Origin of the sequence: Streptomyces sp. NBC_00442, assembly GCF_036014195.1 — a bacterium.
GTDB lineage: Bacteria > Actinomycetota > Actinomycetes > Streptomycetales > Streptomycetaceae > Streptomyces.
In genome coordinates this window covers 2,321,865-2,346,887 of the sequence record NZ_CP107918.1, presented here as the reverse complement: position 1 = coordinate 2,346,887, position 25,023 = coordinate 2,321,865, and the positions used below count along the sequence as shown (strand labels likewise).

Below are 25,023 nucleotides of genomic sequence, written 5' to 3'. Positions count from 1 at the left end.
AGTGGGTAACAACCCGCTGGCTGTACGCACTGCTGGGTCCGTCCGCCCACCGGAACAGATGGAGGTGAACCGCCGTGGCACTCTCGATTTCGGCGGTGGTGCTGCTGGCGATCGTCGTCTTCCTGCTGGTCCGGAAATCCGGGCTGAAGGGCGGACACGCGGCGATCTGCATCCTGCTCGGCTTCTATCTGGCGAGCTCGTCGATCGCCCCGACCATCAGCCAGGTCACCAGCAACGTGGCGGGGATGATCGGGGGGATCAAGTTCTAGCGGGCGCCCCCGCCCGGTCCCGTGGCGCCGCGGGCGCCCGGCCGCACGCGCCGCCGGCCCGGGGCCTCGTACGCTTGCCCCATGTCGGAACTCCCCGCCCGCCGTCTGCTCCTGGTGCACGCGCACCCGGACGACGAGTCGATCAACAACGGCGCCACCATGGCCAAGTACGCCGCCGAAGGCGCGCACGTCACCCTGGTGACGTGCACGCTCGGCGAGGAGGGTGAGGTCATCCCGCCGGGGCTCGCCCATCTCGCGCCCGACCGGGAGGGCGGCCTCGGCGCGTACCGCGGCGGTGAACTCGCCGCCGCCATGAAGGAACTGGGCGTCGGCGACCACCGCTTCCTCGGCGGCCCCGGGCGGTTTCGCGACTCCGGGATGATGGGCGTCGAGCAGAACCACCGCCCCGGCGCGTTCTGGAACACCGACGTGGACGCCGCCGCCGCGTCCCTCGTAGAGGTGATCCGATCGGTGCGCCCCCAGGTGCTCATCACCTACGACCCGAACGGCGGCTACGGCCACCCCGACCACATCCAGGCGCACCGGGTCGCGATGCGCGCCGCGGAGCTGGCCGCGGATCCCGGCCACTTCGGCGGGGGCGAGCCGCACGCCATCGCGAAGATCTACTGGAACCGCGTACCCCGCCCCGTCGCCGAACGCGCCTTCGCCGGACTGCGCGCGGCGAACCCGGACTTCCCGGGCGTCGCGGACATCGACGACGTACCGGGCGTGGTGGACGAGTCGCAGATCACGGCCGAGATCGACGGAGCCGCGTACGCGGCCGCCAAGTACGCGGCGATGCGCGCGCACGAGACCCAGATCGCCCTCAAGGAGCCCTACTTCGCGCTCTCCAACGACCTGGGCCAGCCGGTCTTCACCACCGAGTACTACCAATTGGCCGCGGGTGTCTCCGGCGCCGCGGCCGGGCAGCGCGAGCACGACCTGTTTGAAGGTGTGGACAAGTGAGTAGTCGTACCGCCATGGATGACGCAAGGACGGGCGGCACAGCGGCCCGCATCGCGCTGTACGCGCTGCTCGTCGTCCTCGGCGCGCTCGTCGCCGCCGCCGGGGCGCTGCTCCAGGCCGCCTGGTTCCCGGGCGGCCTCCTGCTGTCCCTCGCCGGCGCCGTCGGCCTCTTCTGGACCGGCACGCAACTCATGGGCGGCCGGGGCGGAGTGGGCGCGCCCGCGGCCGGCTGGCTCGTCACCGTCGTCCTGCTGACCGCCTCGCGGCCCGAGGGCGACTTCGTGTTCGGCGCCGGAATCGGCTCGTACGTCTTCCTCCTCGGCGGGATGGTCGGCGCTGTGATCTGCGCCACGATCGGCGGATTCGCGCAACCCGGCGGCCCGGCCGGTCGACTGGGCAAGTGACGTGCGCGGGCGCCGCGACGCAGTAGAAGGGGACGGGGTGCGCCTTCCACGGCCCGCCCCGTACGCAACGACGGCGTTCAGTATGGTGGTGCGCGCCGCCGAGCCGCCCGCACAGAAGGACCACACGAACCAAACCGGGTGGCGGAGCCAATCGGGAGAGAACCAGCCTTGAGTCGTGAAACTGACAGTCCGTCCTCCGGCCCCCAGGGACGGGGCACAGCCGGGTACCCCTCGGGTACTCCGCCGTACGGGACTCCGTCGTCAGCGGGCCAGGACGCTCCTGAACCCGCCGCCGAGCCGGACGAACCGAAGACCGAGACCACGCTGACGACGCGGATCCGGATCAACATCCCGGGCTCGCGCCCCATTCCGCCGGTCGTCATGCGTACGCCGATGAGCGACGTGAGCAGGGCGCCGGAGGCGGAGGGCGCGGCCGAGCGCACCGGTTCGGTGCCCAGGCCCGACGCGCCGGAGTCCGCGCCCGACGAGCCGGCCGCCGACGGGTCGCCCACCAGCGACTGGTTCGCGCCCCGCAAGTCCCCGGCGCCGTCCACCCCTTCGGCGACCCCGCCCTCCGGCACCCCGGCGGCGCCCGGCCTTCCGTACTTCTCGGACGGTACGGACGGATCGGGCACCGGGGCCGCGGGTACCGGCGGACCCGCCGCGCCGTCCGGCCCGACCACGGGACCCGTCACCGGCCAGGCCGCGCTGCCGACCCGGCCCGTCGGCAACCGTGCGGGCCTGAACCACGGCGCGCAGGGTGCGCAGAACCCGCTGGGTACTCAGGACCCGTTGGGTGCACAGGACGCGTTGGGCGCCTCGAACCCGTTGGTCGCCCAGAACGGCCAGAACGGCCAGAACGGCTGGAACACCGACACGCCGGACTTCGTCGGGGGTCCGGGTCAACACCCGGGCCAGCAGTCGGCGATGGGCCAAGAGCCGGGCCAAGCCCCCTTCCCCGGGGGCGACATGGGGCGCGGCGACGGCCCGCGGCAGAACGCGGAGCCCGGCGGCGGTCATCCCTTCGCTCCCGGTGGTCAGCAAGCGGCACCCGTGCTGTCCGACGACACGGCGATCCTCACGCCGCAGGTCCCCGCGCCGAGCCCGTTCGCGCAGTCGTCGGTGGGCAACCCGCTCGCGAACCCCCTGGTCAACCCGGCCGCGGGCGCGCCCGCCGGCCACGTCTCCGGTGACACCCTCACCAGCGGCATCCCGGTCGTTCCTCCGGAGCACCGCGGCGCGTCCTTCCCGTCCGGCGGCCCCGGCGCGGGCGGCCCGCACCTCACTCCGCCGCCGGCGCCCGCCCCCGAGGCCGAGGCGGCCGAGCCCCCGGCGCCGCCGGCCCGGACCGGCGCCCCGGCCAAGCCCGCCAAGAAGGGCCGCTCCAAGCTGGGGCTGCTCGGCGGCGGCCTGGTGGCCCTCGTGGCGGTGGCGTACGGCGCGGGTCTCGTCCTGAACCACTCCGAGGTCCCCAAGGGCACCACGGTCCTCGGCGTCGACATCGGCGGCGGAACCAAGGAGGCGGCGGTCTCCCGGCTCGACCAGACGCTCGGGAAGCGCGCCAACCAGCCGCTGCACCTCACCGTCGACGGCAAGCAGGAGGAGCTGAAGCCCGAGATCGCCGGCCTCTCCCTGGACAGCCAGGCCACCGTGCGGGACGCGGCGGGCACCGACTACAACCCGATGTCCGTGATCGGTTCGCTCTTCGGCGGCAAGCGCGTGGCCGAGCCGGTCATCCCGGTCGACGAGGAGAAGCTCGGCGTCGCGCTGACCGACCTCGCGGGCGCGTCGGGTTCGGCGACCGAGGGCACGATCAAGTTCGTGCCGGGCAATGCGGTGGCCGTGCCGGGCAAGGCGGGCAAGTCGCTCGACGTGAACCGCTCGATGATCGCGGTCAGGGACGCGTACCGGACGCTGGTGCAGACCGGCAAGGCCAACGCGGTGCCGCTGCCGGTCGCGGTCCGCGAGCCCACCATCAGCCAGACCGAGATCGACCGGGCGATGAACGAGTTCGCGAAGCCGGCGATGTCGGCGAACGTGACGATCAAGGCGGGCGGGAAGTCGCTGCCCTTCGGGCCGAAGAAGTCGCTGCCAAAGATCCTGTCGATGAAGGCGGTCGACGGGAAGCTGGTCGAGGTGTACGACAAGGCGGCGATCACCGAGCTGATCGGGAGCACCTTCAAGGGGGTGACGGTGAGTCAGGGCGGTCAGAAGCACGAGGTGTCGGCGGACGACGTGGCTGCGGCGATGAAGACGGCGCTGCGCGGCAAGACGACGGCCGAGCGAACCGTCACGATCGAGTAGGCCCGCGCCCACCCCGCGTCCGGGTGAGATCCGGTGCGCTTTCCGGGTGCGGGGCCGGCGGGGGCTGCACGCGCGGTTCCCCGCGCCCCTGACCCCGCTTTCGTCCGCGGACCGTGCCCGCGTCCCGCGCAGTTCCCCGCGCCCCTTGGAACCCCGGTTCGGCTTGCGGACCGTGCTCGCTTCTCGCGCAGTTCCCCGCGCCCCTCACGGGGCTCGGAGCCCCCCGGGGTGGGCGCATGACATTCGTCATGGTGGAGTCACGACGCGGGGCACTGCCGTGCGGGACCGCCCCGCGCGAACCTGGACCCATGACGCAGACAGCCCCTCCCGCCGAGCGCACCGCGCAAGCCGTGGTGAGCTTCGAGAACGTGAACAAGAGCTACGGCGACGTCCGCGCCGTGGCCGACCTGTCGCTGCGGCTCCACCCCGGCGAGACGGTCGCGCTGCTCGGCCCCAACGGCGCCGGCAAGTCCTCCACCCTCGACCTGCTGCTCGGGCTGCGCAACGCCGACTCCGGCACGGTCAGCCTCTTCGGCATGACGCCCGCCCAGGCCATCAACGCCGGCAAGGTCGGCGCGATGCTCCAGAGCGGCGGCCTCATGGAGGACGTGACCGTGCGCGAGCTGGTCAAGCTCGGCTGCGACCTGCACCCCAAGCCGCACCCCGTGGCCGAGGTCATGGACCGCGCGGGCATCGCCCAGATCGCCGACCGCAAGGTCAACAAGCTCTCCGGCGGCCAGGAGCAGCGCGTCCGCTTCGCGCTCGCGACCGTCGGCGCCAACGACCTGATCGTCCTCGACGAGCCGACCACCGGCATGGACGTCACCGCCCGCCAGGCGTTCTGGGCGACCATGCGCGAGCAGGCGGCGCAGGGACGTACGGTCCTGTTCGCCACGCACTACCTGGAAGAGGCCGACGCGATCGCCGACCGCGTGCTCGTCCTGCACAAGGGCAGGCTCCTCGCGGACGGCACCGCCGCCGAGATCAAGGCCAAGGCCGGCGCCCGCCGCGTCAGCTTCGACCTGGAGGGTGCCATCGACGAGGCCGCCCTGCGCGCGCTGCCCTTCCTCTCCACCATCGACGTCTCCGGCCGCACCGTCCGCATCCAGTCGCACGACGCCGACGCCACGATGCACGCGGTGTACGGGCTCGGCCTCTACCCGCGCAACCTCGAAGTCGCGGGCCTCGGCCTGGAGCAGGCCTTCGTCGCCATCACCTCGGCCGAGGAGGCCAACGCAGCATGCTGACCACATTCTTCTCCGGGTCGTTGATCAAGCTCGAAATCATCCGCACCCTGCGGAACAAGAAGTTCATGTTCTTCTCGGTCGTCTACCCCTCGGCGCTCTACCTGCTCTTCGCGGCCTCGCAGAACAGCACCGACAAGGTCAAGGGCACCGACCTCACCTTCCCCGCCCTGTACATGGTCTCGATGGCGTCCTTCGGCGCGATCACCGCCGTCCTCATGGGCAACAGCGAGAAGATCGCCAAGGAGCGCGAGAAGGGCTGGGTGCGCCAGCTGCGCCTGACCACCCTGCCGGGCCGGGGCTACGTCCTCGCGAAGATCGCCAGCGCGGGCGTCGTGACCCTGCCGTGCATCGTGGTCGTCTTCCTCGTGGCCGCCGTCACCAAGGGCGTACGGTTCGAGGCCTGGCAGTGGGGCGCGCTGACCGTCGCCATCTGGGCGGGCTCCCTCTGCTTCGCCGCGCTCGGCGTGGCCATCGGCTACATCGCCAGCGGTGACGCGGTCCGCCCCATCACGATGATCATCTACTTCGGCATGTCGATCCTGGGCGGCCTGTGGATGCCCAGCACCGTCTTCCCGCAGTGGCTGCAGAACATCGCGGAATGGCTGCCCACCCACGCGTACGCTGCCCTCGGACAGGCCATCGAGCTGGGCGACGCCCCGCACGGCAAGGACCTCGCCATCCTCGTCCTCTACTTCCTGCTCTTCGCGGGCGGCGCGGCATGGCTGTACCGGAAGGACACCCTGAAGGCGTGAGTGCCGTGAACCAGGGCCACAGCAAGGCACCGGCGGTGCGGATCGGGCTCAGCCCCGAGACGCGCCGCCAGATGCTCCAGAAGCTGATGTGGGTCGGCATCTGGCTGGCCTTCATGAGCGCCCCGATCAGTGATCTGCTGGACGGGAACCACACCACCGTGGCCACCGTCCTCGGCTGGTCCGGCCTCACCGGCTTCGTCACCGTGTACCTGGCTCTGGTGCTGCGGCACACCGCACGCCCGATGGCCGACGGGACCGTCTACAGCCTCCTCGGGCTCCTGGCGGCCGTGGCCCTCGCGCTCTCGCTGACTCTCGGCGGCTCGTGGCTCGTGCTCTTCGTCTACGTGTCCGTCTCCTGCGGGGCCACGCTCTCGCCGGCCCTCGCGACGTGGGCGATCCTCGTGACGACCGCCACCATGACCGTGATCGGCACGCACGTCGCCCACGTCGGCGACGTCCTGCCGGGCCTCGCCATCCCCGCGCTGCTCGGCGGCTTCGCGATGACCGGCGTACGCCATCTGATCCGCACCTCGGTCGAGCTGCGCGAGGCGCGTGCCACCGTCGCCCAACTGGCCGCGAACGAGGAGCGGTTGAGGATGGCACGCGATCTCCACGACCTGCTCGGCCACTCGCTTTCCCTCATCACCCTCAAGAGCGAGCTGGCCGGACGGATGCTGCCCGCCCACCCCGAGCAGGCGGCCGTGCAGGTGGCCGACATCGAGGCGGTGAGCCGACAGGCCCTCGTCGACGTACGGGCCGCCGTGACCGGCTATCGCAGGGTCACGCTGCCCGCCGAACTCGCCGGCGCCCGCACCGTGTTGAACGCGGCGGGCATCCGGACGGACGTGCCGACCGAAGCCCCCGCCGGGCTGCCCGCCGCCGAGGAGGAGGTCCTGGCCTGGGTCCTGCGCGAGGCGGCGACCAACGTCGTACGCCACAGCGGCGCCCGGCACTGCGCGGTCACGTTCACCGAACTCCAGACCCTGGACGGCCGGTTCCTCGAACTGCGCGTCCGGGACGACGGCCCGAGCCGGGCCGGGGCCGGCGCGCCCGTCGCGGGCAACGGCCTGACCGGGCTCGCGGAGCGCCTGGAGAAGGTGGCGGGGATCCTGGAGACCGAGGCCGGCCGCAAGGGCTTCACGCTGATCGCGCGGATCCCGCTGATCCCGGACGCGTCCGAAACCCCTCTAGTATCCGGATCATGATCCGACTTCTCCTGGCGGAAGACCAGTCCATGGTCCGCGAGGCCCTCGCCGCCCTGCTCGGTCTGGAGCCGGACCTGGAGGTGGTGGCGCAGGCGGCGCGGGGCGACGAGGTCGCGGCGGCGGCCCGCGCCCACGCGGTGGACGTCGCCCTGCTCGACATCGAGATGCCGGGCCTCACCGGCATCGAGGCGGCAGCCGTCCTGCGCCGTGAGCTGCCCGCAGTGAAGATCGTGATCCTGACCACCTTCGGACGCCCCGGCTATCTGCGCAGCGCCATGGAGGCCGGCGCGGACGCGTTCCTGGTCAAGGACGCCCCCGCCGCCCAACTGGCCGCCGCGGTACGCACCGTACTGACCGGGGAGCGGGTCATCGATCCGACGCTGGCCGCGGCCGCCCTGGCCGAGGGGGCCAACCCCCTGACCGACCGCGAACGCGACGTGCTGCGGGCCGCGCAGGACGGCGCGACCAACGCCGAACTCGCCACCGTCCTCCGCCTCTCGCAGGGCACGGTCCGCAACTACCTCTCCATGGCCATCCAGAAGCTCGCGGCCCGCAACCGGGCGGAGGCGGTCCGCATCGCCCGCGAGAAGGGCTGGCTCTAGGGTCTGTCCGGCAGATCTGGTCGGCCTCGCCCCCGCGTGCCGACGAGATCCGCCGGACAGGCCCCGGGGCTTGGGCGCCGGGTGGTGGCCGGTGGGGCGGTGCCCACCGGCCGTGACGTGTCTCAGCAGCTCACCAGGAGCAGGGTGAGGGCCGAACAGACGCGGACCGCCGAATTGTTGCCCGGATCGGGGTCGCTGGGCGTCAGGTCGACCAGCGCGGCCGTGACCGGCAGGTTGCCGCTCATCGTCAGGAACCCGGCGTGCAGCGTCAGCTTCTTGGTGACGGTCGCGCCGGACGGGATCGCGCCCAGCGCGCACACCGCGGTCCGGTTCGTCCTGTCGATCGTGCAGCCCGATGCGGAGGGCGCCGTGAACCCGGCCGGATAGCTGAACCACACGTGGGCGGCGCTGACGTCGGACGGCCCGGTGTTGGTGACGTTGGCGCTGAACGTGGCCGCGTTGATGGCGAGCCCGTGGGGCGAGACGTCGAGGGCCACCGAGAGGTCGGCCTGCGCGGGGTCGGCGGCGGCGGGCGCGGCCAGGCCGAGGCCCGCGAGCAGGGGCAGGAGCAGGGCGGGGGCCAGACGTGCGGCTATGGGTCTGAGGCGTGACAAGGGGACTCCCGAAATAGCGGTGGCTTGGAACGGGACACAGTGGTGCTCACCTCAACAGACCGTGCGGCACGGCCTGTTGAGGGAGCGTCAACAGATTGTGACCGCTGTCCGCCGTTCGGGGAGGGTTTTCCGTGCGCACGCGGGGATTGGCCGGATGTCGCGGTTCAGTGCTCGGGGCGGCCGGTTCCCGGCCCCAGCGCCACCCCCCGCCCCGCGTAGAACCGGTCCAGCTCCGCCCACGCGATGCGGACATACTTCTGGGAGCGGCCCTTGAAGCCGGAGGGATTGTGGAAGACCAGGGCGTCCTCGGTCGCCCCCACGGCCAGCACCAGGTGCCCGCCCCGGCGTTCCGGGGACGGGGCGAGCTCGCGGATCGAGGGGTGGACGGAGAGCAGCAGGAGCCCGCCGGCCTCGATCAGGCGGCGCAGCTCTGCGAGCGGCAGATGCGGGCGCGCCACCGCCTTCAGGCCCCAGCGCTCCTGGGCGTACGCCGCGAACGGGGCGTAGATCAGGCCGTCGAGGCCGTCGCCGCGACGGACGTACGCCCCCGCCGCCACGCACTCCCGCGCGAGTTCCATCGCGGTGGGGGCCGAGCCCTGCCAGTGCTCCAGGGCCATCCTCAGACACGCCACCCCGCACAGCCGCCACGACCACCAGGCGTACTCCTCGCGGCTCTCCGCGCCGTAAGCACGCCACAGCGGGTCCTCGGCCGCGTCGAGCTCGCCGCGGACGATCGCCTCCACCAGCTCGGGCGAGGCCCATTGGGCGTGGTAGGGGACGGGGTGGACGGTCGGGGGCGACATGGGCTCGGTCATGATCACGACCCTAGGCGGCCGGGGAGCGCCCCCGCGTGACCGGGAAGCGGGAAGCGCTCCGAGCTGCCCCGCGGGGCCCCCGGCGGCCGGCCGGCGGCTCTCAGTTCAGCATGGCGCGCGCGGCGCGCGCCCGGCTCCGTGCCGTCTGCGCGATCGTCGGCTCCACGGGGTCCACGACGTCGGCGTACTCGTCGAGTTCGGCGGCGCCGGCCAGGAAGTCGCCGCGCTGGACCAGGAGTTCGGCCCGTTCGAAGCGCAGCCGGGCGGGGTGGGAGGGGAGCAGCAGGGAGAGTTCCACGGCCCACAGGGCCACGTCGCTCTGCTCCGGGCGGGCCGCGGCCCAGGCGCGGATGTTGTTCAGGACGCGCAGGACGATGTCGAGCGGCGCGGCCGGGCTCAGCATCGACTCCTCCAGGGGTGCGCCCGTCGCGCCGGCCACCAGGAGTTCCGCGTCGTCGGGGTCGAGGAGGCGTCCCCCGTCGAACGGGTCGGCCAGGACCCGGTCCTCGGGCGGGCCGAAGCCCACCACGAAGTGGCCGGGAAGCGCCACCCCGTACACCGGCGCCCCGGCCCGCCTCGCCACCTCGATCCAGACCACCGAGAGCAGGATGGGCAGACCGCGCCTGCGTCGCAGCACCTGGTGCAGCAGGGACGATTCGAGGCGCTCGTAGTCGTGTCCCGTGCCGCGGAACCCGCAGTCCCCGCCCAGGAGTCGGGACAGCGCGAGCGCCCAGGAGCGGGCGCCGCCGACGCCGAAGGGGAGCAGTCCCGCGAGGCGGTCGAGCTCGATGTGCGCGGCGTCGATGCCGCGTTGGCCGAGCGCGGGGTCGGCGACCGCGCCCAGCAGGAGGCACAGCGTCGCCACGTCGGGGCGCTCCGCGCGGGCCTGGTCGGCGAACTCCCGCCGCCAGTCGGTGACTTCCGGGTCTTCCGGTTCCATGTTCGTCCCCGTACCCGGTCAGCGGGACCGGAAGTGGTGGTAGCTGTGGTGGGTCGCGAAGCCCAGGCCGTCGTAGAGGGCGCGGGCACTCTCGTTGTCCGCCTCCACCTGGAGCCAGGCCGCCGACGCGCCCTCGTCCAGGGCCCGGCGGGCCAGGGCGGCCATCACGGCGCTCGCCAGGCCCTGGCGGCGGCGCGCCGGGTCGACCTCGACCGCCATGAACCCCGTCCAGCGGCCGTCCACCACGCACCGCCCGATCGCCGCGGGCGCCGCGCCCTCGCCCGGAACGGAGGCGAACCACACCGAGGGGCCGGCGCCCAGGACCTTCAGGACGTGCGCGCCGGGGGCCGACGACCGCTGGTAGCGGCCGAGCCACGCCTCGTCCACGGTGCGCGCGAGGCGCACCCGGGAGACGTCGGCGTCCAGGTCGCCGATGGGGGCGAGCGCCGCGATCCGCACCTCGGCGCTGACCTCGCGCTCCCAGCCGGCCCGTTCCAGCTCCGCGCAGAGCCGCTCCTGGGTGCCCACGGCGCCCGTCGCGGTCTGGACGTAGGCGGGCAGGTCCCGGGCGGCGTACCAGGCGCGCACGCGATCGAGGGCGTCGGGCAGGGGGAGGCCCGGGTCGCCGAGAGGGAGGGCCGAGTTGGCCCGGCGGGTGAAGCCGCCGGCGGCGCGCAGTGTCCACGTGCCGAGACGCTCGCTCTCCACCGGCTGCCAGGCGCGGGCCAGGACCGGCGCGAGCTCCTCGAAGGAGGCTGCCGGTCCGCGGCGCCGGGCCGGGGCCGCGGGGACGACCTTGCCCGCGACGAGAGCGGACTCCTCGATGCGCACCGTCTCACCGCTCTTTCGTGTGATCGACAACACACCATCGTCCCACGAGGTGAGCACGCCGACCGTGTCCGTGAACAAGGAGCCCGGAGTTCCGCTGGAGCTCAGACGCCGGACTGATACGCGTTTGCCCGTATCGGCCGCCGTAATCCGGACCTCAAGCCGTCCGCCGGTGGTGAATTCCACAGGTCTCTCCGCCCCTCCTGTTCGGATCGTGCCCCGAACCGGAGATACTAGGTGCGGGCATCGACGACGCCGCGCTCCCGCGCGCCACGTGGACGGAGCCGCAGATCGGCCCGCCGCGCCCTATCGAGGAGGAACGACAGCGTGACCTACGTCATCGCGCAGCCTTGTGTCGACGTCAAGGACAAGGCGTGTATCGAAGAGTGCCCGGTCGACTGCATCTACGAGGGCTCCCGGTCCTTGTACATCCACCCGGATGAATGCGTCGACTGTGGCGCCTGCGAGCCGGTGTGCCCGGTCGAGGCGATCTTCTACGAGGACGACACCCCGGACGAGTGGAAGGACTACTACAAGGCGAACGTGGAGTTCTTCGACGAGCTCGGCTCGCCCGGTGGCGCCTCCAAGCTCGGCCTGATCGAGCGGGACCACCCCTTCATCGCAGCGCTGCCGCCGCAGAACGGCTGATCGCGCTTCCCCGGACCCCGTACGGCTCAGCTGCCGTACGGGGCCGTGGTGTTTCCCGGCGCGGCCGCCGCGACACCGTACGTACGAGAAAGTGAGCACCTTCCGTGAGCGCAGTCTCCTCACGCCTGCCCGTCTTCCCCTGGGACAAGCTGGAGCCGTACAAGGCGACGGCCGCGGCCCACCCGGACGGCATTGTGGACCTCTCCGTCGGCACGCCCGTCGACCCGGTCCCCGCGCTCGTCCAGGAGGCCCTGACCGGGGCCGCCGACTCGCCGGGCTATCCCACGGTGTGGGGCACGCCCGCGCTGCGGGACGCGATCAAGGGGTGGCTGGAGAAGCGCCTGGGCGCGCGCTCGGTCGAGCACACCAACATCCTTCCGGTGGTCGGCTCCAAGGAGCTGGTGGCCTGGCTGCCGACCCAGCTCGGCCTCGGCTCCGGCGACCAGGTCGCCTACCCGCGGCTCGCGTACCCGACGTACGAGGTCGGCGCGCGGCTGTGCGGCGCGGAGCCGGTCGTCTACGACGACCCGACCGAACTCGACCCCACCCGTCTGAAGCTGCTCTGGCTCAACTCGCCGTCCAACCCGACCGGCCGGGTGCTGGCCAAGGACGAGCTGATCCGCATCGTGGCGTGGGCCCGCGCGCACGACGTGCTCGTCTTCTCCGACGAGTGCTACCTGGAGCTTGGCTGGGAGGCCGAGCCCGTCTCGGTGCTGCACCCGGACGTGTGCGGCGGCGACTACGAGGGCATCGTGGCCGTCCACTCGCTCTCCAAGCGGTCCAACCTGGCCGGCTACCGGGCGGCCTTCATCGCCGGTGACGCCGACGTGCTGGGCGAACTGCTCCGGATCCGCAAGCACGGCGGCATGATGACCGCCGCGCCCGTGCAGGCGGCCACCGTCGCGGCGCTCGGCGACGACGCCCACGTACAGGAGCAGCGCGCGCGGTACGCGGCGCGGCGCGCGGCGCTGCGCGAGGCCCTGGAGGGGCACGGCTTCCGCATCGAGCACAGCGAGGCGAGCCTGTACCTGTGGGCGACCCGCGACGAGGGCTGCTGGGAGACGGTGGCCCACCTCGCCGGGCTCGGCATCCTGGTGGCGCCGGGCGACTTCTACGGCGTGGCGGGCGAGCGGTTCGTGCGGGTCGCGTTCACGGCGACCGACGAGCGCGTCGAGGCGGCCGTGAAGCGGTTGGCCCGGTAGGCGGTTCCAGGCGCGCGCGAAGGGGCCCGGGGAGTGTGCACTCCCCGGGCCCCTTCGCATCACCCGCGCCCCGGTCAGCCGAGCGGCAGGCCCTTCAGGGGGAGCTGGTCGGTGTTCGGCAGGCCCTGGGTGGGCAGGGCGCCCGCGGCGGGCAGGCCTCCCTGGGTGGCGGTCTTGGCGGCGGAGCCGAGGATGTCGCCCGCGCTGCCCGCCGCGTCACCGGCCGCCTTCTGCGCGGCCGGGGTCGCCACCTTGCCCGTCTGCCCGACCGTCTTGCCCGCGGCCGGCACGGCCTTCTTGACGGCGTCGGCACCGGTGTTGCCGGCCATGCCGGTCGCCTTCTGGGTCACCCCGTCGACGGCGTTGCTGACCGAGCTCGGGTCCATCTGGGTCAGGCCGCCGAGGTTCGGGGCGACCTGGGGGACGTCCACGGCGCTTGCGGAGCCGGCCGCACCGACCACGGGCGCTGCACCTGCCGCGATGAGCAGCGCGGCGCGGGCGATCCGACGGGTCAGGGGGAGGGACATGATGCTCCTTCAGACGGGTTGGAAATGTGTCGCTGTCCGGCGTTCGGACGCTGTGACAACCGCCATGAGGGGAGGAGAGGTTGCGGTGGACCGGGGTAAAGAGTTCGCAATGCGTCGCATTATCTACTCTGGATAAAAACGGGCAAATGAAGCGTGGCCGCATTACCTGACGTAGTGTCAGATCCCTTTTGCCGCAAGGGAATGGACGATTTTCCCGGTCGGCGTCCGGACGCGGGTGCGAAACGCCGGGACGGGCGTGACGCCACCCCCCGGACGAGTGCCCGTACGAACGGGTGCCCGGTTAGGGCGCGAGGGTGATCCGTACCTCTTGTGCACCGGCACCGGCACCGGCACCGCCCGACGCGGCACCCGGGGCGGTGGGGACGGGCGCGGCGGAGGCCCGCGCGGCAGAGGCGGACGCGGCGGACCAGCCGTCGGCCGAGTCGTCCGCGCTCCAGACGCGGCCCGCGTAGGAGACCCGCGCGATGTGCAGCGCCTCGGCCTGCGCCACCGCCCAGTGCGCGAGGGCCCAGCCGCGCTGCTCCCTGCCGGTGCCCGAGGCCGCCGCGCCCTCGGTGACCCGTACCGGCACGACGACGTCACGGGCCGCGTCCGCGGGCTGCCGTGCCGCCACCACGCCGTCGCCGAAGGCGCCCCTCAGCTCCTCGCGCACCCGCGAGGGGTCACCCGGCTGCGCGTTCTTGGCCACGGTGCAGGTCAGCGCGGCGGACTCGCGGCCGGTCAGCGCGCCCATCAGCACCGTCGCGTCCGGCTCGTGCTTGGCGTACGCCTGCGGGAAACCGCTGCGCTGCACCTCCTGCGCCGCCACCGTGAGCGGAAGCCGCGAATAGCCCGGCACTTCGGCGAGGTGCTCGTAGAACTTCCCGGCCGCGTACACCGGATCCATGATCTGCTCCGCGGTGCCCCAGCCCATCGAGGGCCGCTGCTGGAACAGGCCGAGCGAGTCGCGGTCGCCGTGGTCGAGATTGCGGAGCCCGGACTCCTGGAGGGCGGTGGCGAGCGCGATCGTCACGGCCCGCTCCGGCATTCCGCGCGAAGTGCCGACCGCCGTGATCGTCGCGGCGTTCCGCGCCTGTTCGGGACTGAGCTCGAACGTCGAACCCGGCCCGTCGCCCGTACCCGCCACGCACCCCGGAGCGCCGGGGCCGCCGCTGACGTACTGCACCACCACATACCCGGCGATCGCGAGCAGCACGGCGAAGGCCGCCCCGACACGCAAGAGGCGGCCGCGACGGGAGGGGCGCGGGAGGGTGATGGGCTCGGACACGGGGCCCACCGTACTGGAGCGCGAAGGCAGGTCCGGCGAGCGAGCTAGGGTCGGGCGCATGGCCACCACCACCCTGGATCTCACCGCCGACGCGCCCTCGCTCACCGCACGCCTCGTCGACTTCGCCTCCGTGAGCGGCGAGGAGCGGGCGCTCGCGGACGCCATCGAGCGCGAGCTGCGCAAGCTGACGCACCTCACCGTCGACCGGTACGGCAACAACGTCGTGGCGCGCACGCACCTGGGCCGGGCCGAGCGGATCATCCTGGCAGGCCACATCGACACCGTGCCGATCGCCGACAACGTGCCGTCCCGCCTCGACGAGGACGGCATCCTGTGGGGCTGCGGCACGAGCGACATGAAGTCGGGCGTGGCGGTCCAGCTGCGCATCGCGCAGACGGTGACCGCGCCCAACCGGGACCTGACCTTCGTGTTCTACGACAACGAGGAGGTCGCCGCGCACCTCAACGGCCTCGGCCGGATCGCCGACGCCCACCCCGAGTGGCTGGCCGGCGACTTCGCCGTGCTCCTCGAACCCTCCGACACCGAGGTCGAGGGCGGCTGCCAGGGCACCCTGCGGGTCCTGCTGAGGACCAGCGGCGAGCGGGCCCACTCCGCCCGCAGCTGGATGGGGTCCAACGCCATCCACGCGGCCGCCCCCATCCTCGCGAAGCTCGCCGCCTACGAGCCCCGCCGCCCGGTGATCGACGGCCTGGAGTACCACGAGGGCCTCAACGCGGTACGGATCGAGGGCGGCGTGGCCGGCAACGTGATCCCGGACGCCTGCACGGTCACCGTCAACTACCGGTACGCGCCCGACCTCAGCGGCGATGAGGCGCTCGCCCATGTCCGCGAGGTCTTCGCCGACTGCGCCATCGCCGAGTTCGTCGTGGACGACCACTCGGGGGCCGCGCTGCCCGGACTCTCGCACCCGGCCGCGGCCGCCTTCATGGCGGCGGTCGGCGGCACCGCACGGCCCAAGTTCGGCTGGACCGACGTCTCGCGCTTCGGCGATCTCGGCATCCCCGCCGTCAACTACGGGCCCGGCGACGCGCTGCTGGCCCACAAGCGCGACGAGCACGTCGCCGTCGAGCGCATCACCCGGTGCGAGCAGCGGCTGCGGGCCTGGCTGACCGACTGAACGCGCCGCCCGGCCGCGCCGCGGTGCCGGTGTCCGGCGTTCAGAGCTTCGCAAGGGGCGTGGCCTGCCGGAATTCCGCCATTCGTAACGTTCGCCGACCTACCCTGGCTGAGCACGTGCAACATCGTCAGCGGAGGGAGCACGGCATGGCCAACCCCGAGGGAGCACCGTTTCCGGCGGAGCAGCGGCTCGAGCAGCGGCTCGGACCGGTACTGCGCCGCCGCGACCAGGTGCAGGCCGGCACCACCGACCAGCGTCTCCTCGACACCGAGGGTGACTCGCAGTGGGTGCACACCGACCCCTGGCGGGTCATGCGCATCCAGTCGGAGTTCGTCGAGGGCTTCGGCGCACTGGCCGAACTGCCCAGCGCCATCAGCGTGTTCGGCTCGGCCCGCACGCCGGCCGGCTCGCCCGACTACGAGGCGGGGGTGCGGATCGGACGGGCCCTGGTCGACGCGGGCTTCGCCGTGATCACCGGCGGCGGCCCCGGCGCGATGGAAGCCGCGAACAGGGGCGCGAGGGAGGGCAACGGCGTCTCCGTGGGCCTCGGCATCGAGCTCCCCTTCGAACAGGGGCTCAACCCGCACGTCGACATCGGGATCAACTTCCGCTACTTCTTCGTCCGCAAGACCATGTTCGTCAAGTACGCACAGGGCTTCGTGGTGCTGCCGGGCGGCCTCGGCACCCTGGACGAGCTGTTCGAGGCGCTGACCCTGGTGCAGACCCGCAAGGTCACCCGCTTCCCGATCGTGCTGTTCGGCACGGAGTACTGGGGCGGACTCGTGGACTGGCTGCGCAACACCGTGATCGCCCAGGGCAAGGCGTCCGAGGGAGACCTGCTGCTCTTCCACGTCACCGACGACGTGGACGAGGCCGTCGCCCTCGTCACCAAGGAGACCGGCCACTAGGGAGTGTCTTCAAGCGCCCGTCCTCCCGCCGGCCGGACGGGACTTCGAAGACACGACCTGGGGCCCGGTACGCCACCAGCCGCCGGGGGCCTGTCCTACGCCAGCCCCCGGCGGGCCACCGCCGGTGCGCGGTGCCCCGCGATCGAGGCGACCATGTCCAGGACCTGACGGGTCTCCGCCACCTCGTGCACCCGGTAGATCCGGGCACCCAGCCACGCGGAGACCGCCGTCGTCGCGAGGGTCCCGATCACCCGCTCCTTCACCGGCCGGTCGAGGGTCTCGCCGACGAAGTCCTTGTTGGAGAGCGAGACCAGGACCGGCCATCCGGTGTCGGTCATCTCCTCCAGACGCCGCGTCGCCTCCAGGCTGTGCCGGGTGTTCTTCCCGAAGTCGTGCCCGGGGTCGATCATGATCCCGTCCGGCCGCACCCCCAGCTCGACCGCCCGCGCCGCCAGGCCCACCGTGACCCGCAGGATGTCCGCCACGACGTCGTCGTACGCGATCCGGTGCGGCCGGGTGCGAGGCTCCACCTCGCCCGCGTGGGTGCAGACGAGACCGGCTCCGTACCGCGCGGCGACCTCCGCGAGCTTCGGGTCGAACCCGCCCCACGCGTCGTTCAGGACGTCCGCCCCGGCCTCGCAGACCGCTGCCGCGACATCGTGCCGCCAGGTGTCCACGCTGATGACGACCTCGGGGAACCTCTTGCGGACCTCGGCCACGAACCCGACCGTGCGCCGCGCCTCCTCCTCGGCCGTGACCTCCTCGCCTGGGCCCGCCTTCACCCCGCCGATGTCGATGATGGCCGCGCCCTCGGCGACCGCCTGCTCCACGCGGGCCAGCGCCGGCTCGTCGTGGAAGGTGGCGCCCTGGTCGTAGAAGGAGTCGGGGGTCCGGTTCACGATCGCCATGATCACCGGTTCGTACGCGGTGAATTCGCGCCGGCCAAGCCGCAGCGTGCCGCGGTCCGTTGCGCTGTGCATCCCCTGTTGTCCTTTGCTGTGGTCCGGGCCGTTGTCCGCCTGCGACCCTAACCGCCGGTGCCGCATGGCACGATCGGACCCGACAGTTTCCGGCGTCGGGAAGAGGCTCGCTCGTGTTCTGGTTCTTGCTGATCGCGATGGTCGTCGTGGTCACCGCCGTGACCCTCGCCGTGGTGGGCGGCGGCGGAGAGGACGCCGGGGTGCTGCCGGACGCCGAGCCCGAGCACCTCGTGGACCCGCTGCCCGAACACCGCCCCGTGGCCCGCGCCGACGTGGAGGCGATGCGCATCCCGGTGGTGCTGCGGGGCTATCGGATGGCCGACGTCGACGACGTGCTGAGCCGCCTCGGCGCGGAGCTCGCCGAGCGGGACGCGCGGATCGCCGAGCTCCAGTCGGCGGCCGCCCGCGGCCGTCCGGCACCCGCCGCCGGGAGCCCGGACCCCGAGCCCCACGGCTTCGCCCCCGAGCCGCACGGGCCCGGCTCCGAGCCGCACCGCGGCGCGCCCGGGACGAACCCCGGCGCGGCCGGGCCGGCCGACGAGGAGCCGCTGCGATGAGCGAGGCCGTCCCCGGGCCCGACGGGCGCCTTCGCTGCCCCTGGGGCCTGTCCACCGAGGACTACGTGGCGTACCACGACACCGAGTGGGGGCGCCCGGTGCACGGTGACGACGCGCTGTACGAGCGGCTCTGCCTGGAGGCCTTCCAGTCGGGTCTCTCCTGGATCACGATCCTGCGCCGCCGCGAGGGCTTCCGGCGCGCCTTCGCCGGCTTCGGGATCGCGGCGGTGGCCGAGTTCACCGACGCCGACAAGGAACGGCTGCTGGGCGACACGGGCATCATCCGCAACCGCCTCAAGATCGAGGCGACCGTCGCCAACGCGCAGGCGCTCGCCACCTGGTCGCCGGGCGAGCTCGACGCGCTCATCTGGTCCTACGCACCGGACCCGGCCACCCGCCCGGCCCCGCGCACGCTCGCCGACGTCCCGGCCGTCACCGACGAGTCGACGGCCCTGTCCAAGGCCCTCAAGAAGCGCGGCCTGCGCTTCATCGGCCCGACCACGGCGTACGCCCTGATGCAGGCGTGCGGTCTGGTCGACGACCACCTCGCCGACTGCGTGGCGCGGGGCGGCGCCTGACACCGCCCCGGCGGTGAACGGGGCTCAGCGCCCGACGTACTTCGGCTTCTCCTTGGCGAGGAACGCGGCCACCGCGATGGCGTGGTCCTCGGACGCGCCCGCCTTCGCCTGGAGTTCGTCCTCCTTCTGCAGCGTCTGGGCCAGGGTGTGCCCCGCACCGAAGGCCAGGGACGCCTTCAGGGCGCCGTACGCCACGGTCGGGCCCTCGGCCAGGGTGCGGGCCACCGCGACGGCGGCTTCGGCCAGCTCGGCGGCCGGTACGACCTTGTTGACCAGGCCGATCTCGTACGCCTCCGCCGCGGAGATGGAGCGCGGGAACAGCAGCAGATCGGCGGCGCGGGACTGGCCGATCAGGCGGGGCAGGGTCCACGAGACGCCCGAGTCGGCGGTCAGGGCCACCCCGGCGAACGAGGTGTTGAACGCCGCCGTGTCCGCGACCACCCGGTAGTCCGCGGCCAGTGCGAAGCCGAGCCCGGCGCCCGCCGCCACGCCGTTGACGCCGGCCACCACGGGCTTCGGCATCTCGGTGAGCGCCGTCAGGATCGGGTTGTAGTGCTCGCGCACGGTGCTCATGGTCTGTCCGGTGCCCGCCGCGCGGTCCGCCGTCAGCGAAGCGACGTGTTCCTTGAGGTCCTGACCCACGCAGAACGCCCGGCCGGCCGCGGTGAGCAGCACGGCGCGCACGGCGTCGTCCGCGGCCGCGGAGCGTACCGCCTCGCGCAGGGCGACCTTCGCCTCGGTGTTCATCGCGTTCATGGCGTCGGGCCGGTTGATCGTGATCGTCGCGAGCCCGTCGCTCACCTCGTACAGCACGGTGTCGGCCATGGTGGGATCCCCTCCGTCGCGGATGCTTCTTCGTCGTCGTGTCCGCTCAGCATGGCGGAGATCACGAGCACCGGGCGTGTGACCTGCGTCAAACAATCCGGGTGCCGCGGGGATCCGGCGGCGGCGAAGTATCGCAGGCGGATCGCCGAATTGTGTGCTTTTGATAGAGCGCGTTGCGCAAGCGATGCGGAGCGATGTTGGTCATCGGGTCCTGGGATGCGGGATAATGACCTGGAAGCAATGTGTTCGATGCCGTGACGCGTGCCCAATCCCGGGGGCCGTCGGCTGACGATGAGCTGGTTTCAGGAAGGGGAACGAGCATGGCGGCCATGAAGCCGCGGACGGGCGACGGCCCGCTCGAGGTGACCAAGGAGGGGCGGGGCATTGTCATGCGCGTTCCGCTCGAAGGCGGCGGTCGGCTTGTCGTCGAGCTGACTCCGGACGAGGCCGATGCCCTCGGCGATGCCCTCAAGAAGGTCGTCGGCTGAGTTAGCGGGTCCGACGCAGACTCTTCACCGCCCCGGTTCGGTGTGCACGACCGTGCACGCCGTGCCGGGGCGGTGTTGTGCGTGGGGGACAGGGCCGCAGTGCGGCGCCGGGTCAGCCGCGGCGTACCGCGCAGAGCAGGCCGTCGCCGACCGGCAGCAGCGACGCCACGAGCTCGGGGCTCTCGCGCACCGAGCGCAGCAGCTCCCGCAGCCGCAGGACCTCGGGCGGCTGGGCCGCCGAGTCGACGGTGCGGCCGTCCGCGAAGACGCCCTCGAAGCAGACGATCCCGCCGGGCCGCAGCAGGCGCAACGATTCAGCGAGCACGTCGAGCGACTCCATGCGGTCGCCGTCGCAGAACACCAGGTCGTAGCCGCCGTCCGCGAGGCGCGGCAGCACGTCCAGGGCGCGGCCGGGAATGAATCGGGCCCGGTTCGTCGCGAAGCCCGCGGCACGGAACGCCTGCTTGGCGAACTGCTGGCGCTCCGGCTCCGGATCGACGGTCGTCAACACGCCGTCGGGCCGCAGTCCTTGCAGAAGGTAGATGCCGGAGACCCCGGTGCCGGTGCCGATCTCCGCGACCGCCTTGGCGTCCGCCGTGGCAGCGAGAAGCCGCAGCGCGGCGCCCGTCCCCGGGGACACCGAACGCAGGCCTGCCTCCCGGGCCCGGTCACGGGCCCAGCGCAGCGCGTCGTCCTCGGCGACAAAGGCGTCGGCGAACGCCCAGCTCGTCTGCCGGTTGGCGGTAATGGCCCTCTCCTGTCCCCTTGGTTGGCGCAACGGTGACTGTATCCGCTGGAGTCGGGAACCCGCAGATGGGACCGCGCGTTATGCAGGACAGGGGAACCGCGGGGGGAGCACATGGTCGAGTTCACGGAAGAGGGGCGGAAGCCGTCCCCAAATGCACGTAAAGATTCTTATCCGGAGCTAACGGGCGAGGTGGCTATGGTAGGGGCTCCGCTGGACACCACCAGAGCCGACAGGGGAGGTGCGGCTGCGCCCGTGGATCGGGGAGGAGTGCTCCGGCGCTTCCTCAGGTCGGCGGGTGAGCCGAAATCCGTGACCAACATTGCTGACCGTTCCCGCGCTACCAGCTCCGCAACTACCGCGACGTTCGCCGACGCGGATTCCCAGGCGTGGACCCCCCCTACGTGGGAGGAGATCGTCAGCACGCACAGCGGCCGCGTCTACCGCCTCGCCTACCGCCTGACGGGCAATCAGCACGACGCCGAGGACCTCACGCAGGAGGTCTTCGTCCGTGTCTTCCGCTCCCTGTCGACGTACACGCCGGGCACGTTCGAGGGCTGGCTGCACCGCATCACCACCAACCTCTTCCTGGACATGGTCCGCCGCCGTCAGCGCATCCGCTTCGACGCGCTCGGCGACGACGCGGCGGAGCGGCTGCCCAGCCGCGAGCCCAACCCCCAACAGGCTTTCAACGACGCCCACTTCGATGCCGATGTGCAGCAGGCGCTGGACACGCTGGCGCCCGAGTTCCGTGCGGCCGTCGTGCTCTGTGACATCGAAGGGCTCTCCTACGAGGAGATCGCGGCCACCCTCGGAGTGAAGCTCGGCACCGTCCGCAGCCGGATCCACCGTGGCCGCTCCCATCTGCGCAAGGCCCTCCAGCACCGTTCGCCCGAAGCCCGCGCCGAGCAGCAGCGTGCGCTGGCGGGGGTGGCGCACGGAGCGCTCGGGACGGCCGGAGAGGGGATGGCGTGAGTGGCACGAACCCCACCCCCGCGGAACAGCACCTCGGGGACCGGCTCGCCGCGCTGGTCGACGGCGAGCTGAACCACGACGCCCGCGAACGCGTCCTGTCCCACCTGGCGACCTGCGCCAAGTGCAAGGCGGAGGCCGACGCCCAGCGCAACCTGAAGAACGTCTTCGCGCGCACGGCCCCGCCGCCCCCGTCGGAGAACTTCCTCGCCCGCCTCCAGGGACTGCCCGGTGGCCCCGTGGGAAGAACGAGTGACGACGACGGCTCGCAGGGACCGTTCGACGGGGAACACCGGGCCGACGGATTCTTCGGACGGCTCGGGACGCCCGGCTCCGCGCAGGGCGGGCCGGTGGACCCGCGCGTTCCCCGCCCGGGTGACTTCGGTTACGTTCCGGCCGGCGCCCACGCCGCGGCCCTGCCCGACGCGCTGACGGGCGGCTTCCGCATCCACGAGGTGGGCCGCTCCGAGCAGGACAGGCCGGGCTCGCCCTGGCGCGGGCGCAGGTTCGCGTTCGCCGCCGCGAGCGCCGTGTCCCTCGCGGCCATCGCGCTCGGCGGGACCCTTCCGCTCGGCTCGTCCTCCGGCGCCCGTGCCGCGGGCAGCGGCAGCAGTGTCGTCCCGCTGCGTTCCGGCAGTGCGGCGCAGAGCGGCGCCTCGGCCGAGGACCGCCGTCGCGGGGGTGCCACCGCCGGGCTGCTGTCAGCCATGTCGGCCCAGCCCACCGCGCCCGTCTCGCCGGGACCGCGCGGCCTGAACGCCATGCCCGCGCAGAACGGGCCGGTGCGGCCGTTGGGCGGAGCCTTCCCCGTCGGCCGCCTGAACGGCTCGTCCCTGCCGCCGTTGATACGGCCCGCCGTGGCGACGCTCCCGCTCACCACGACGGACCTCACCGGCGCAGTGCTCACCGCCGCCCCGACCGTGACTCCGGCGCCGCCGGTGCGCCTGGCGGCTCCCGTCGCCTCCGGGCTCCCTCTCTACGCCCGGCGCTGACCGCGCCCTGCCGCCGCCCCGGCCGACCTGGTTGAATCCGGGGAGGGGTGCTCGTCGGAGCACGCGGGTCAGTTGCGGGGAGAGCATGAACGAGCAGAAGCCCACCGGGCCGAAGCCCAGATGGTGGAGCCGTCCACCGACGGGCCACCCGCGCACCACCGACCCCGCCCCGGCACCCGGTTGCGCCCCCGCGCCCGACCCCGCCGGCCCTCTCGAGGCCGCCGGCCCCGCGAGCCCCGCGGCGTCCGCCCCCGCGGGCTCCCACGGCGAGGCTGGTCCTGCGAGCCTCGCGGCGTCCGACCCTGCCGGCCCTGACAACGGGGCCGGCCCCGCGGCGTCCGCCCCCGCGGGCCTCCACGACGAGGTCGCCCCCGCGAGCCCCGCCGAACTCCCGGCCGACACCTACGACTTGGCCCCGCCGGCCTCCGCCTCGGCCCGTCCCGACGGTGTGCGCGGGAGCGGCCTGGACGGCGACCGGCCCGCAGGGAGCCGCGCGTCCGGCGCCGCCGATGCCGGGACCGTGGACCGCCCCGAGCCCGCCCCTGTCCCCGACCCCGTTGCCGAGAGCGCCCCCCTCGCCGGCCCGCCCGGCGCCGGGCGGGCCGGCCCGTTGCACGCGCCCGATCCCTATGGCACCCCGCCCTATGGCGGGCCCGGTCCGTGGGCGCCCGCGCCGCCCGTGCAGCGGCCGGTGCCGACGCCGCCCGGGGGGACCCCGCTGCCGCCGCAGGCCGCCTACGCCGCAGCCCAGGCACCGGCCGCCACCCCGGCGCCCGCGTACCAGGACCCCGTGCCCACCCCGCAGTCACCCGCCGCCCAGCCCGGCTACGCCGTACCCCCGCAGCCTTCGGCGACCCCGGCCCCGCAGTGGGCCGCGTACGACCCCTGGGGTGAGCCCGGTGAGCCGTTCGGCGGGGCCGGGCGGCCACCGGAGCCGCGGAGGCGGCGGCGCGGTGCGCTGCTCGCCGGTGCGGTGCTGCTCGCGCTGGTCGCCGGAGGCATCGGCGGCGGCGTGGGGGCGTACGTGGAGCGCAACGGCAAGCTCACCAGCGTGCACCTCCCGCAGGCCGGCGCGGAGCCGCAGGGCCGGGCGCCGGACAGCGTCGCCGGGATCGCCGCGAGCGCGCTGCCGAGCGTGGTCACCATCCACGTCACCGGGGCCACCGAGTCCGGCACCGGCACCGGCTTCGTCCTCGACGACGCCGGGCACATCCTGACCAACAACCACGTGGTGCAGCCCGCCGGTGCCTCGGGCAAGATCTCCGTGACGTTCAGCGGGGGCGAGAGCGCGCCCGCCCAGGTGGTCGGCCGCGACGCCGGGTACGACCTCGCGGTCGTCAGGGTCGACGGCGTATCCGGGATGAAGCCCCTGGCGCTCGGCAACTCCGACAACGTGATGGTCGGCGACCCGGTGGTGGCCATCGGGGCGCCCTTCGACCTCTCCAACACGGTGACGTCCGGCATCATCAGCGCCAAGGAGCGACCGATCACGGCGGGCGGCGAGAGCGGTGACGGCAGCGACGTCAGCTATGTGGACGCGCTCCAGACCGACGCCCCGATAAACCCGGGCAACTCCGGCGGCCCCCTCGTCGACTCCAAGGCGCGCGTCATCGGCATCAACAGCGCGATCCGGTCCGCCGGGAGCGGCAGCACCGAGGCCGGAGGCCAGGCCGGTTCGATCGGGCTCGGCTTCGCCATACCGGTCAACCAGGCCAAGCGGGTCGCCGAGGAGCTGATCAACACGGGCCGGGCGACGCACCCGGTGATCGGCGTCACGCTCGACATGAAGTACACCGGCGACGGCGCGCGCGTCGGCGACAAGGCGAGCGACGGCAAGCCGGCCGTCGTCCCCGGCGGCCCCGGCGCCAAGGCCGGCGTCGCGTCGCAGGACGTGATCACCAAGGTGGACGGTCAGCGGGTGCACAGCGGCGAGGAGCTGATCGTGAAGATCCGCGCCCACCGCCCGGGGGACCGGCTGGGTCTGACGGTGCGACGGGACGGCAAGGAGCGGGAGCTGACCCTGACGCTCGGCTCGGCCTCCTGAGCCGGGGGAGACCAGACCCGGCTCGGCCTCCTGAGCCGGGGACACCGCCGTACGGGCGGTCCCCGGCCGGCCGGACCCGGTCCGACGCCCAATGGTCACCCCGGAGGTACCGCGCCGACAGCTCGGCCGGGTACCGTGGAGCGGTCCATGACGGGACGCGGAGCCGAGACCGGGCGCCGGGACAG

The 25,023-nt window shown here is 73.0% G+C and carries 27 protein-coding genes; 18 read left to right on the top strand and 9 right to left on the bottom strand.

The window, feature by feature from the left end; translation table 11 throughout:
* Nucleotides 1–74: 74 nt before the first annotated feature.
* From OG432_RS10370 to OG432_RS10335, 8 genes are all read left to right on the top strand, one after another.
* Nucleotides 75–269, top strand: coding sequence for a hypothetical protein (locus tag OG432_RS10370; RefSeq protein ID WP_120721566.1), 195 nt, complete (start codon nt 75–77; stop codon nt 267–269).
* Nucleotides 270–350: 81 nt separating this feature from the next.
* Entirely contained in the window at nt 351–1,235 is an 885-nt protein-coding gene (gene mshB / locus OG432_RS10365; protein ID WP_328310008.1) for an N-acetyl-1-D-myo-inositol-2-amino-2-deoxy-alpha-D-glucopyranoside deacetylase, read from the top strand.
* Nucleotides 1,236–1,249: 14 nt separating this feature from the next.
* Nucleotides 1,250–1,639 (top strand): DUF6113 family protein, encoded by a 390-nt coding sequence (locus OG432_RS10360; RefSeq protein ID WP_328315061.1) that lies wholly within the window; start codon nt 1,250–1,252, stop codon nt 1,637–1,639.
* A 168-nt stretch (nt 1,640–1,807) separates the two neighbouring features.
* The gene (locus OG432_RS10355) at nt 1,808–3,943 is read left to right on the top strand and encodes a hypothetical protein (protein WP_328310006.1); all 2,136 of its coding nucleotides are present in this window, start codon (nt 1,808–1,810) and stop codon (nt 3,941–3,943) included.
* A 308-nt stretch (nt 3,944–4,251) separates the two neighbouring features.
* The gene (locus OG432_RS10350) at nt 4,252–5,190 is read left to right on the top strand and encodes an ABC transporter ATP-binding protein (protein ID WP_328310004.1); all 939 of its coding nucleotides are present in this window, start codon (nt 4,252–4,254) and stop codon (nt 5,188–5,190) included.
* Nucleotides 5,184–5,942 (top strand): ABC transporter permease, encoded by a 759-nt coding sequence (locus OG432_RS10345; RefSeq protein WP_328310002.1) that lies wholly within the window; start codon nt 5,184–5,186, stop codon nt 5,940–5,942. Before OG432_RS10350 ends, OG432_RS10345 begins: the two co-directional genes overlap by 7 nt.
* Nucleotides 5,943–6,013: 71 nt before the next feature.
* Entirely contained in the window at nt 6,014–7,147 is a 1,134-nt protein-coding gene (locus OG432_RS10340; RefSeq protein ID WP_328315060.1) for a sensor histidine kinase, read from the top strand.
* Nucleotides 7,144–7,749, top strand: a complete 606-nt coding sequence (locus OG432_RS10335) for a response regulator (RefSeq protein WP_443058362.1) — start codon at nt 7,144–7,146, stop codon at nt 7,747–7,749. The genes OG432_RS10340 and OG432_RS10335 overlap by 4 nt, the downstream gene beginning before the upstream one ends.
* A 122-nt stretch (nt 7,750–7,871) precedes the next feature.
* On the opposite strand, the gene OG432_RS10330 is transcribed toward OG432_RS10335, so the two are convergent.
* The 4 genes from OG432_RS10330 to OG432_RS10315 form a co-directional block, all read right to left on the bottom strand.
* Entirely contained in the window at nt 7,872–8,363 is a 492-nt protein-coding gene (locus tag OG432_RS10330) for a hypothetical protein (protein WP_328310000.1), read from the bottom strand.
* 164 nt (nt 8,364–8,527) lie between these two features.
* A complete protein-coding gene (locus OG432_RS10325) occupies nt 8,528–9,178 on the bottom strand; it encodes a C39 family peptidase (protein ID WP_328309998.1) in 651 nt (216 codons plus the stop codon).
* 100 nt (nt 9,179–9,278) lie between these two features.
* Nucleotides 9,279–10,118: a transglutaminase-like domain-containing protein gene (locus tag OG432_RS10320; RefSeq protein WP_328309996.1), complete on the bottom strand. Its 840-nt coding sequence runs from the start codon at nt 10,116–10,118 to the stop codon at nt 9,279–9,281.
* 18 nt (nt 10,119–10,136) lie between these two features.
* Nucleotides 10,137–11,132, bottom strand: coding sequence for a GNAT family N-acetyltransferase (locus tag OG432_RS10315; RefSeq protein WP_328309994.1), 996 nt, complete (start codon nt 11,130–11,132; stop codon nt 10,137–10,139).
* 141 nt (nt 11,133–11,273) lie between these two features.
* Between OG432_RS10315 and fdxA the strand changes: the two genes are divergently transcribed.
* The gene (fdxA, locus tag OG432_RS10310) at nt 11,274–11,594 is read left to right on the top strand and encodes a ferredoxin (RefSeq protein WP_018845645.1); all 321 of its coding nucleotides are present in this window, start codon (nt 11,274–11,276) and stop codon (nt 11,592–11,594) included.
* A gap of 104 nt (nt 11,595–11,698) precedes the next feature.
* On the top strand, nt 11,699–12,796 hold the full coding sequence (dapC, locus tag OG432_RS10305) for a succinyldiaminopimelate transaminase (RefSeq protein ID WP_328309991.1): 1,098 nt from the start codon (nt 11,699–11,701) through the stop codon (nt 12,794–12,796).
* Between the two features lie 74 nt (nt 12,797–12,870).
* On the opposite strand, the gene OG432_RS10300 is transcribed toward dapC, so the two are convergent.
* On the bottom strand, nt 12,871–13,323 hold the full coding sequence (locus tag OG432_RS10300) for an ATP-binding protein (protein WP_328309989.1): 453 nt from the start codon (nt 13,321–13,323) through the stop codon (nt 12,871–12,873).
* 301 nt (nt 13,324–13,624) lie between these two features.
* Nucleotides 13,625–14,620 (bottom strand): hypothetical protein, encoded by a 996-nt coding sequence (locus OG432_RS10295; protein ID WP_328315058.1) that lies wholly within the window; start codon nt 14,618–14,620, stop codon nt 13,625–13,627.
* A gap of 49 nt (nt 14,621–14,669) precedes the next feature.
* On the opposite strand from OG432_RS10295, the gene dapE reads away from it, so the two are divergent.
* A complete protein-coding gene (gene dapE, locus OG432_RS10290) occupies nt 14,670–15,749 on the top strand; it encodes a succinyl-diaminopimelate desuccinylase (protein WP_328309988.1) in 1,080 nt (359 codons plus the stop codon).
* Nucleotides 15,750–15,895: 146 nt separating this feature from the next.
* Nucleotides 15,896–16,657: a TIGR00730 family Rossman fold protein gene (locus OG432_RS10285; protein ID WP_328309986.1), complete on the top strand. Its 762-nt coding sequence runs from the start codon at nt 15,896–15,898 to the stop codon at nt 16,655–16,657.
* A 95-nt stretch (nt 16,658–16,752) separates the two neighbouring features.
* On the opposite strand, the gene folP is transcribed toward OG432_RS10285, so the two are convergent.
* Entirely contained in the window at nt 16,753–17,637 is an 885-nt protein-coding gene (gene folP / locus OG432_RS10280) for a dihydropteroate synthase (protein WP_328309984.1), read from the bottom strand.
* 113 nt (nt 17,638–17,750) lie between these two features.
* Between folP and OG432_RS10275 the strand changes: the two genes are divergently transcribed.
* Nucleotides 17,751–18,194 (top strand): DivIVA domain-containing protein, encoded by a 444-nt coding sequence (locus OG432_RS10275; protein ID WP_328309982.1) that lies wholly within the window; start codon nt 17,751–17,753, stop codon nt 18,192–18,194.
* Nucleotides 18,191–18,772, top strand: coding sequence for a DNA-3-methyladenine glycosylase I (locus OG432_RS10270; RefSeq protein WP_328309980.1), 582 nt, complete (start codon nt 18,191–18,193; stop codon nt 18,770–18,772). Before OG432_RS10275 ends, OG432_RS10270 begins: the two co-directional genes overlap by 4 nt.
* A 24-nt stretch (nt 18,773–18,796) precedes the next feature.
* On the opposite strand, the gene OG432_RS10265 is transcribed toward OG432_RS10270, so the two are convergent.
* Nucleotides 18,797–19,597, bottom strand: a complete 801-nt coding sequence (locus tag OG432_RS10265; protein WP_328309978.1) for an enoyl-CoA hydratase/isomerase family protein — start codon at nt 19,595–19,597, stop codon at nt 18,797–18,799.
* A 320-nt stretch (nt 19,598–19,917) separates the two neighbouring features.
* Between OG432_RS10265 and OG432_RS10260 the strand changes: the two genes are divergently transcribed.
* Complete coding sequence (locus tag OG432_RS10260; RefSeq protein ID WP_003966491.1) at nt 19,918–20,085, top strand: DUF3117 domain-containing protein; 168 nt, start codon at nt 19,918–19,920, stop codon at nt 20,083–20,085.
* Nucleotides 20,086–20,197: 112 nt separating this feature from the next.
* On the opposite strand, the gene OG432_RS10255 is transcribed toward OG432_RS10260, so the two are convergent.
* Complete coding sequence (locus OG432_RS10255) at nt 20,198–20,863, bottom strand: O-methyltransferase (RefSeq protein WP_267056206.1); 666 nt, start codon at nt 20,861–20,863, stop codon at nt 20,198–20,200.
* Nucleotides 20,864–21,028: 165 nt separating this feature from the next.
* Between OG432_RS10255 and sigE the strand changes: the two genes are divergently transcribed.
* From sigE to OG432_RS10240, 3 genes are all read left to right on the top strand, one after another.
* A complete protein-coding gene (gene sigE / locus OG432_RS10250) occupies nt 21,029–21,805 on the top strand; it encodes an RNA polymerase sigma factor SigE (RefSeq protein ID WP_328309975.1) in 777 nt (258 codons plus the stop codon).
* Nucleotides 21,802–22,794, top strand: coding sequence for an anti-sigma factor family protein (locus OG432_RS10245; RefSeq protein WP_328309973.1), 993 nt, complete (start codon nt 21,802–21,804; stop codon nt 22,792–22,794). The genes sigE and OG432_RS10245 overlap by 4 nt, the downstream gene beginning before the upstream one ends.
* 85 nt (nt 22,795–22,879) lie before the next feature.
* On the top strand, nt 22,880–24,838 hold the full coding sequence (locus tag OG432_RS10240; protein ID WP_328309971.1) for a trypsin-like peptidase domain-containing protein: 1,959 nt from the start codon (nt 22,880–22,882) through the stop codon (nt 24,836–24,838).
* Nucleotides 24,839–25,023: the final 185 nt, after the last annotated feature.

What these genes read in the sequence shown, in the direction of transcription:
- OG432_RS10270 (WP_328309980.1), top strand. Translation starts at nt 18,191, where the DNA reads ATGAGCGAGGCCGTCCCCGGGCCCGACGGGCGCCTTCGCTGCCCCTGG.
- OG432_RS10360 (WP_328315061.1), top strand. Translation starts at nt 1,250, where the DNA reads ATGGATGACGCAAGGACGGGCGGCACAGCGGCCCGCATCGCGCTGTAC.
- OG432_RS10325 (WP_328309998.1), bottom strand. Translation starts at nt 9,178, where the DNA reads ATGACCGAGCCCATGTCGCCCCCGACCGTCCACCCCGTCCCCTACCAC.
- mshB (WP_328310008.1), top strand. Translation starts at nt 351, where the DNA reads ATGTCGGAACTCCCCGCCCGCCGTCTGCTCCTGGTGCACGCGCACCCG.
- OG432_RS10340 (WP_328315060.1), top strand. Translation starts at nt 6,014, where the DNA reads ATGCTCCAGAAGCTGATGTGGGTCGGCATCTGGCTGGCCTTCATGAGC.
- OG432_RS10285 (WP_328309986.1), top strand. Translation starts at nt 15,896, where the DNA reads ATGGCCAACCCCGAGGGAGCACCGTTTCCGGCGGAGCAGCGGCTCGAG.
- OG432_RS10335 (WP_443058362.1), top strand. Translation starts at nt 7,144, where the DNA reads ATGATCCGACTTCTCCTGGCGGAAGACCAGTCCATGGTCCGCGAGGCC.
- OG432_RS10350 (WP_328310004.1), top strand. Translation starts at nt 4,252, where the DNA reads ATGACGCAGACAGCCCCTCCCGCCGAGCGCACCGCGCAAGCCGTGGTG.
- dapE (WP_328309988.1), top strand. Translation starts at nt 14,670, where the DNA reads ATGGCCACCACCACCCTGGATCTCACCGCCGACGCGCCCTCGCTCACC.
- OG432_RS10265 (WP_328309978.1), bottom strand. Translation starts at nt 19,597, where the DNA reads ATGGCCGACACCGTGCTGTACGAGGTGAGCGACGGGCTCGCGACGATC.
- OG432_RS10320 (WP_328309996.1), bottom strand. Translation starts at nt 10,118, where the DNA reads ATGGAACCGGAAGACCCGGAAGTCACCGACTGGCGGCGGGAGTTCGCC.
- folP (WP_328309984.1), bottom strand. Translation starts at nt 17,637, where the DNA reads ATGCACAGCGCAACGGACCGCGGCACGCTGCGGCTTGGCCGGCGCGAA.
- OG432_RS10260 (WP_003966491.1), top strand. Translation starts at nt 19,918, where the DNA reads ATGGCGGCCATGAAGCCGCGGACGGGCGACGGCCCGCTCGAGGTGACC.
- OG432_RS10345 (WP_328310002.1), top strand. Translation starts at nt 5,184, where the DNA reads ATGCTGACCACATTCTTCTCCGGGTCGTTGATCAAGCTCGAAATCATC.
- sigE (WP_328309975.1), top strand. Translation starts at nt 21,029, where the DNA reads ATGGTAGGGGCTCCGCTGGACACCACCAGAGCCGACAGGGGAGGTGCG.
- OG432_RS10300 (WP_328309989.1), bottom strand. Translation starts at nt 13,323, where the DNA reads ATGTCCCTCCCCCTGACCCGTCGGATCGCCCGCGCCGCGCTGCTCATC.
- OG432_RS10240 (WP_328309971.1), top strand. Translation starts at nt 22,880, where the DNA reads ATGAACGAGCAGAAGCCCACCGGGCCGAAGCCCAGATGGTGGAGCCGT.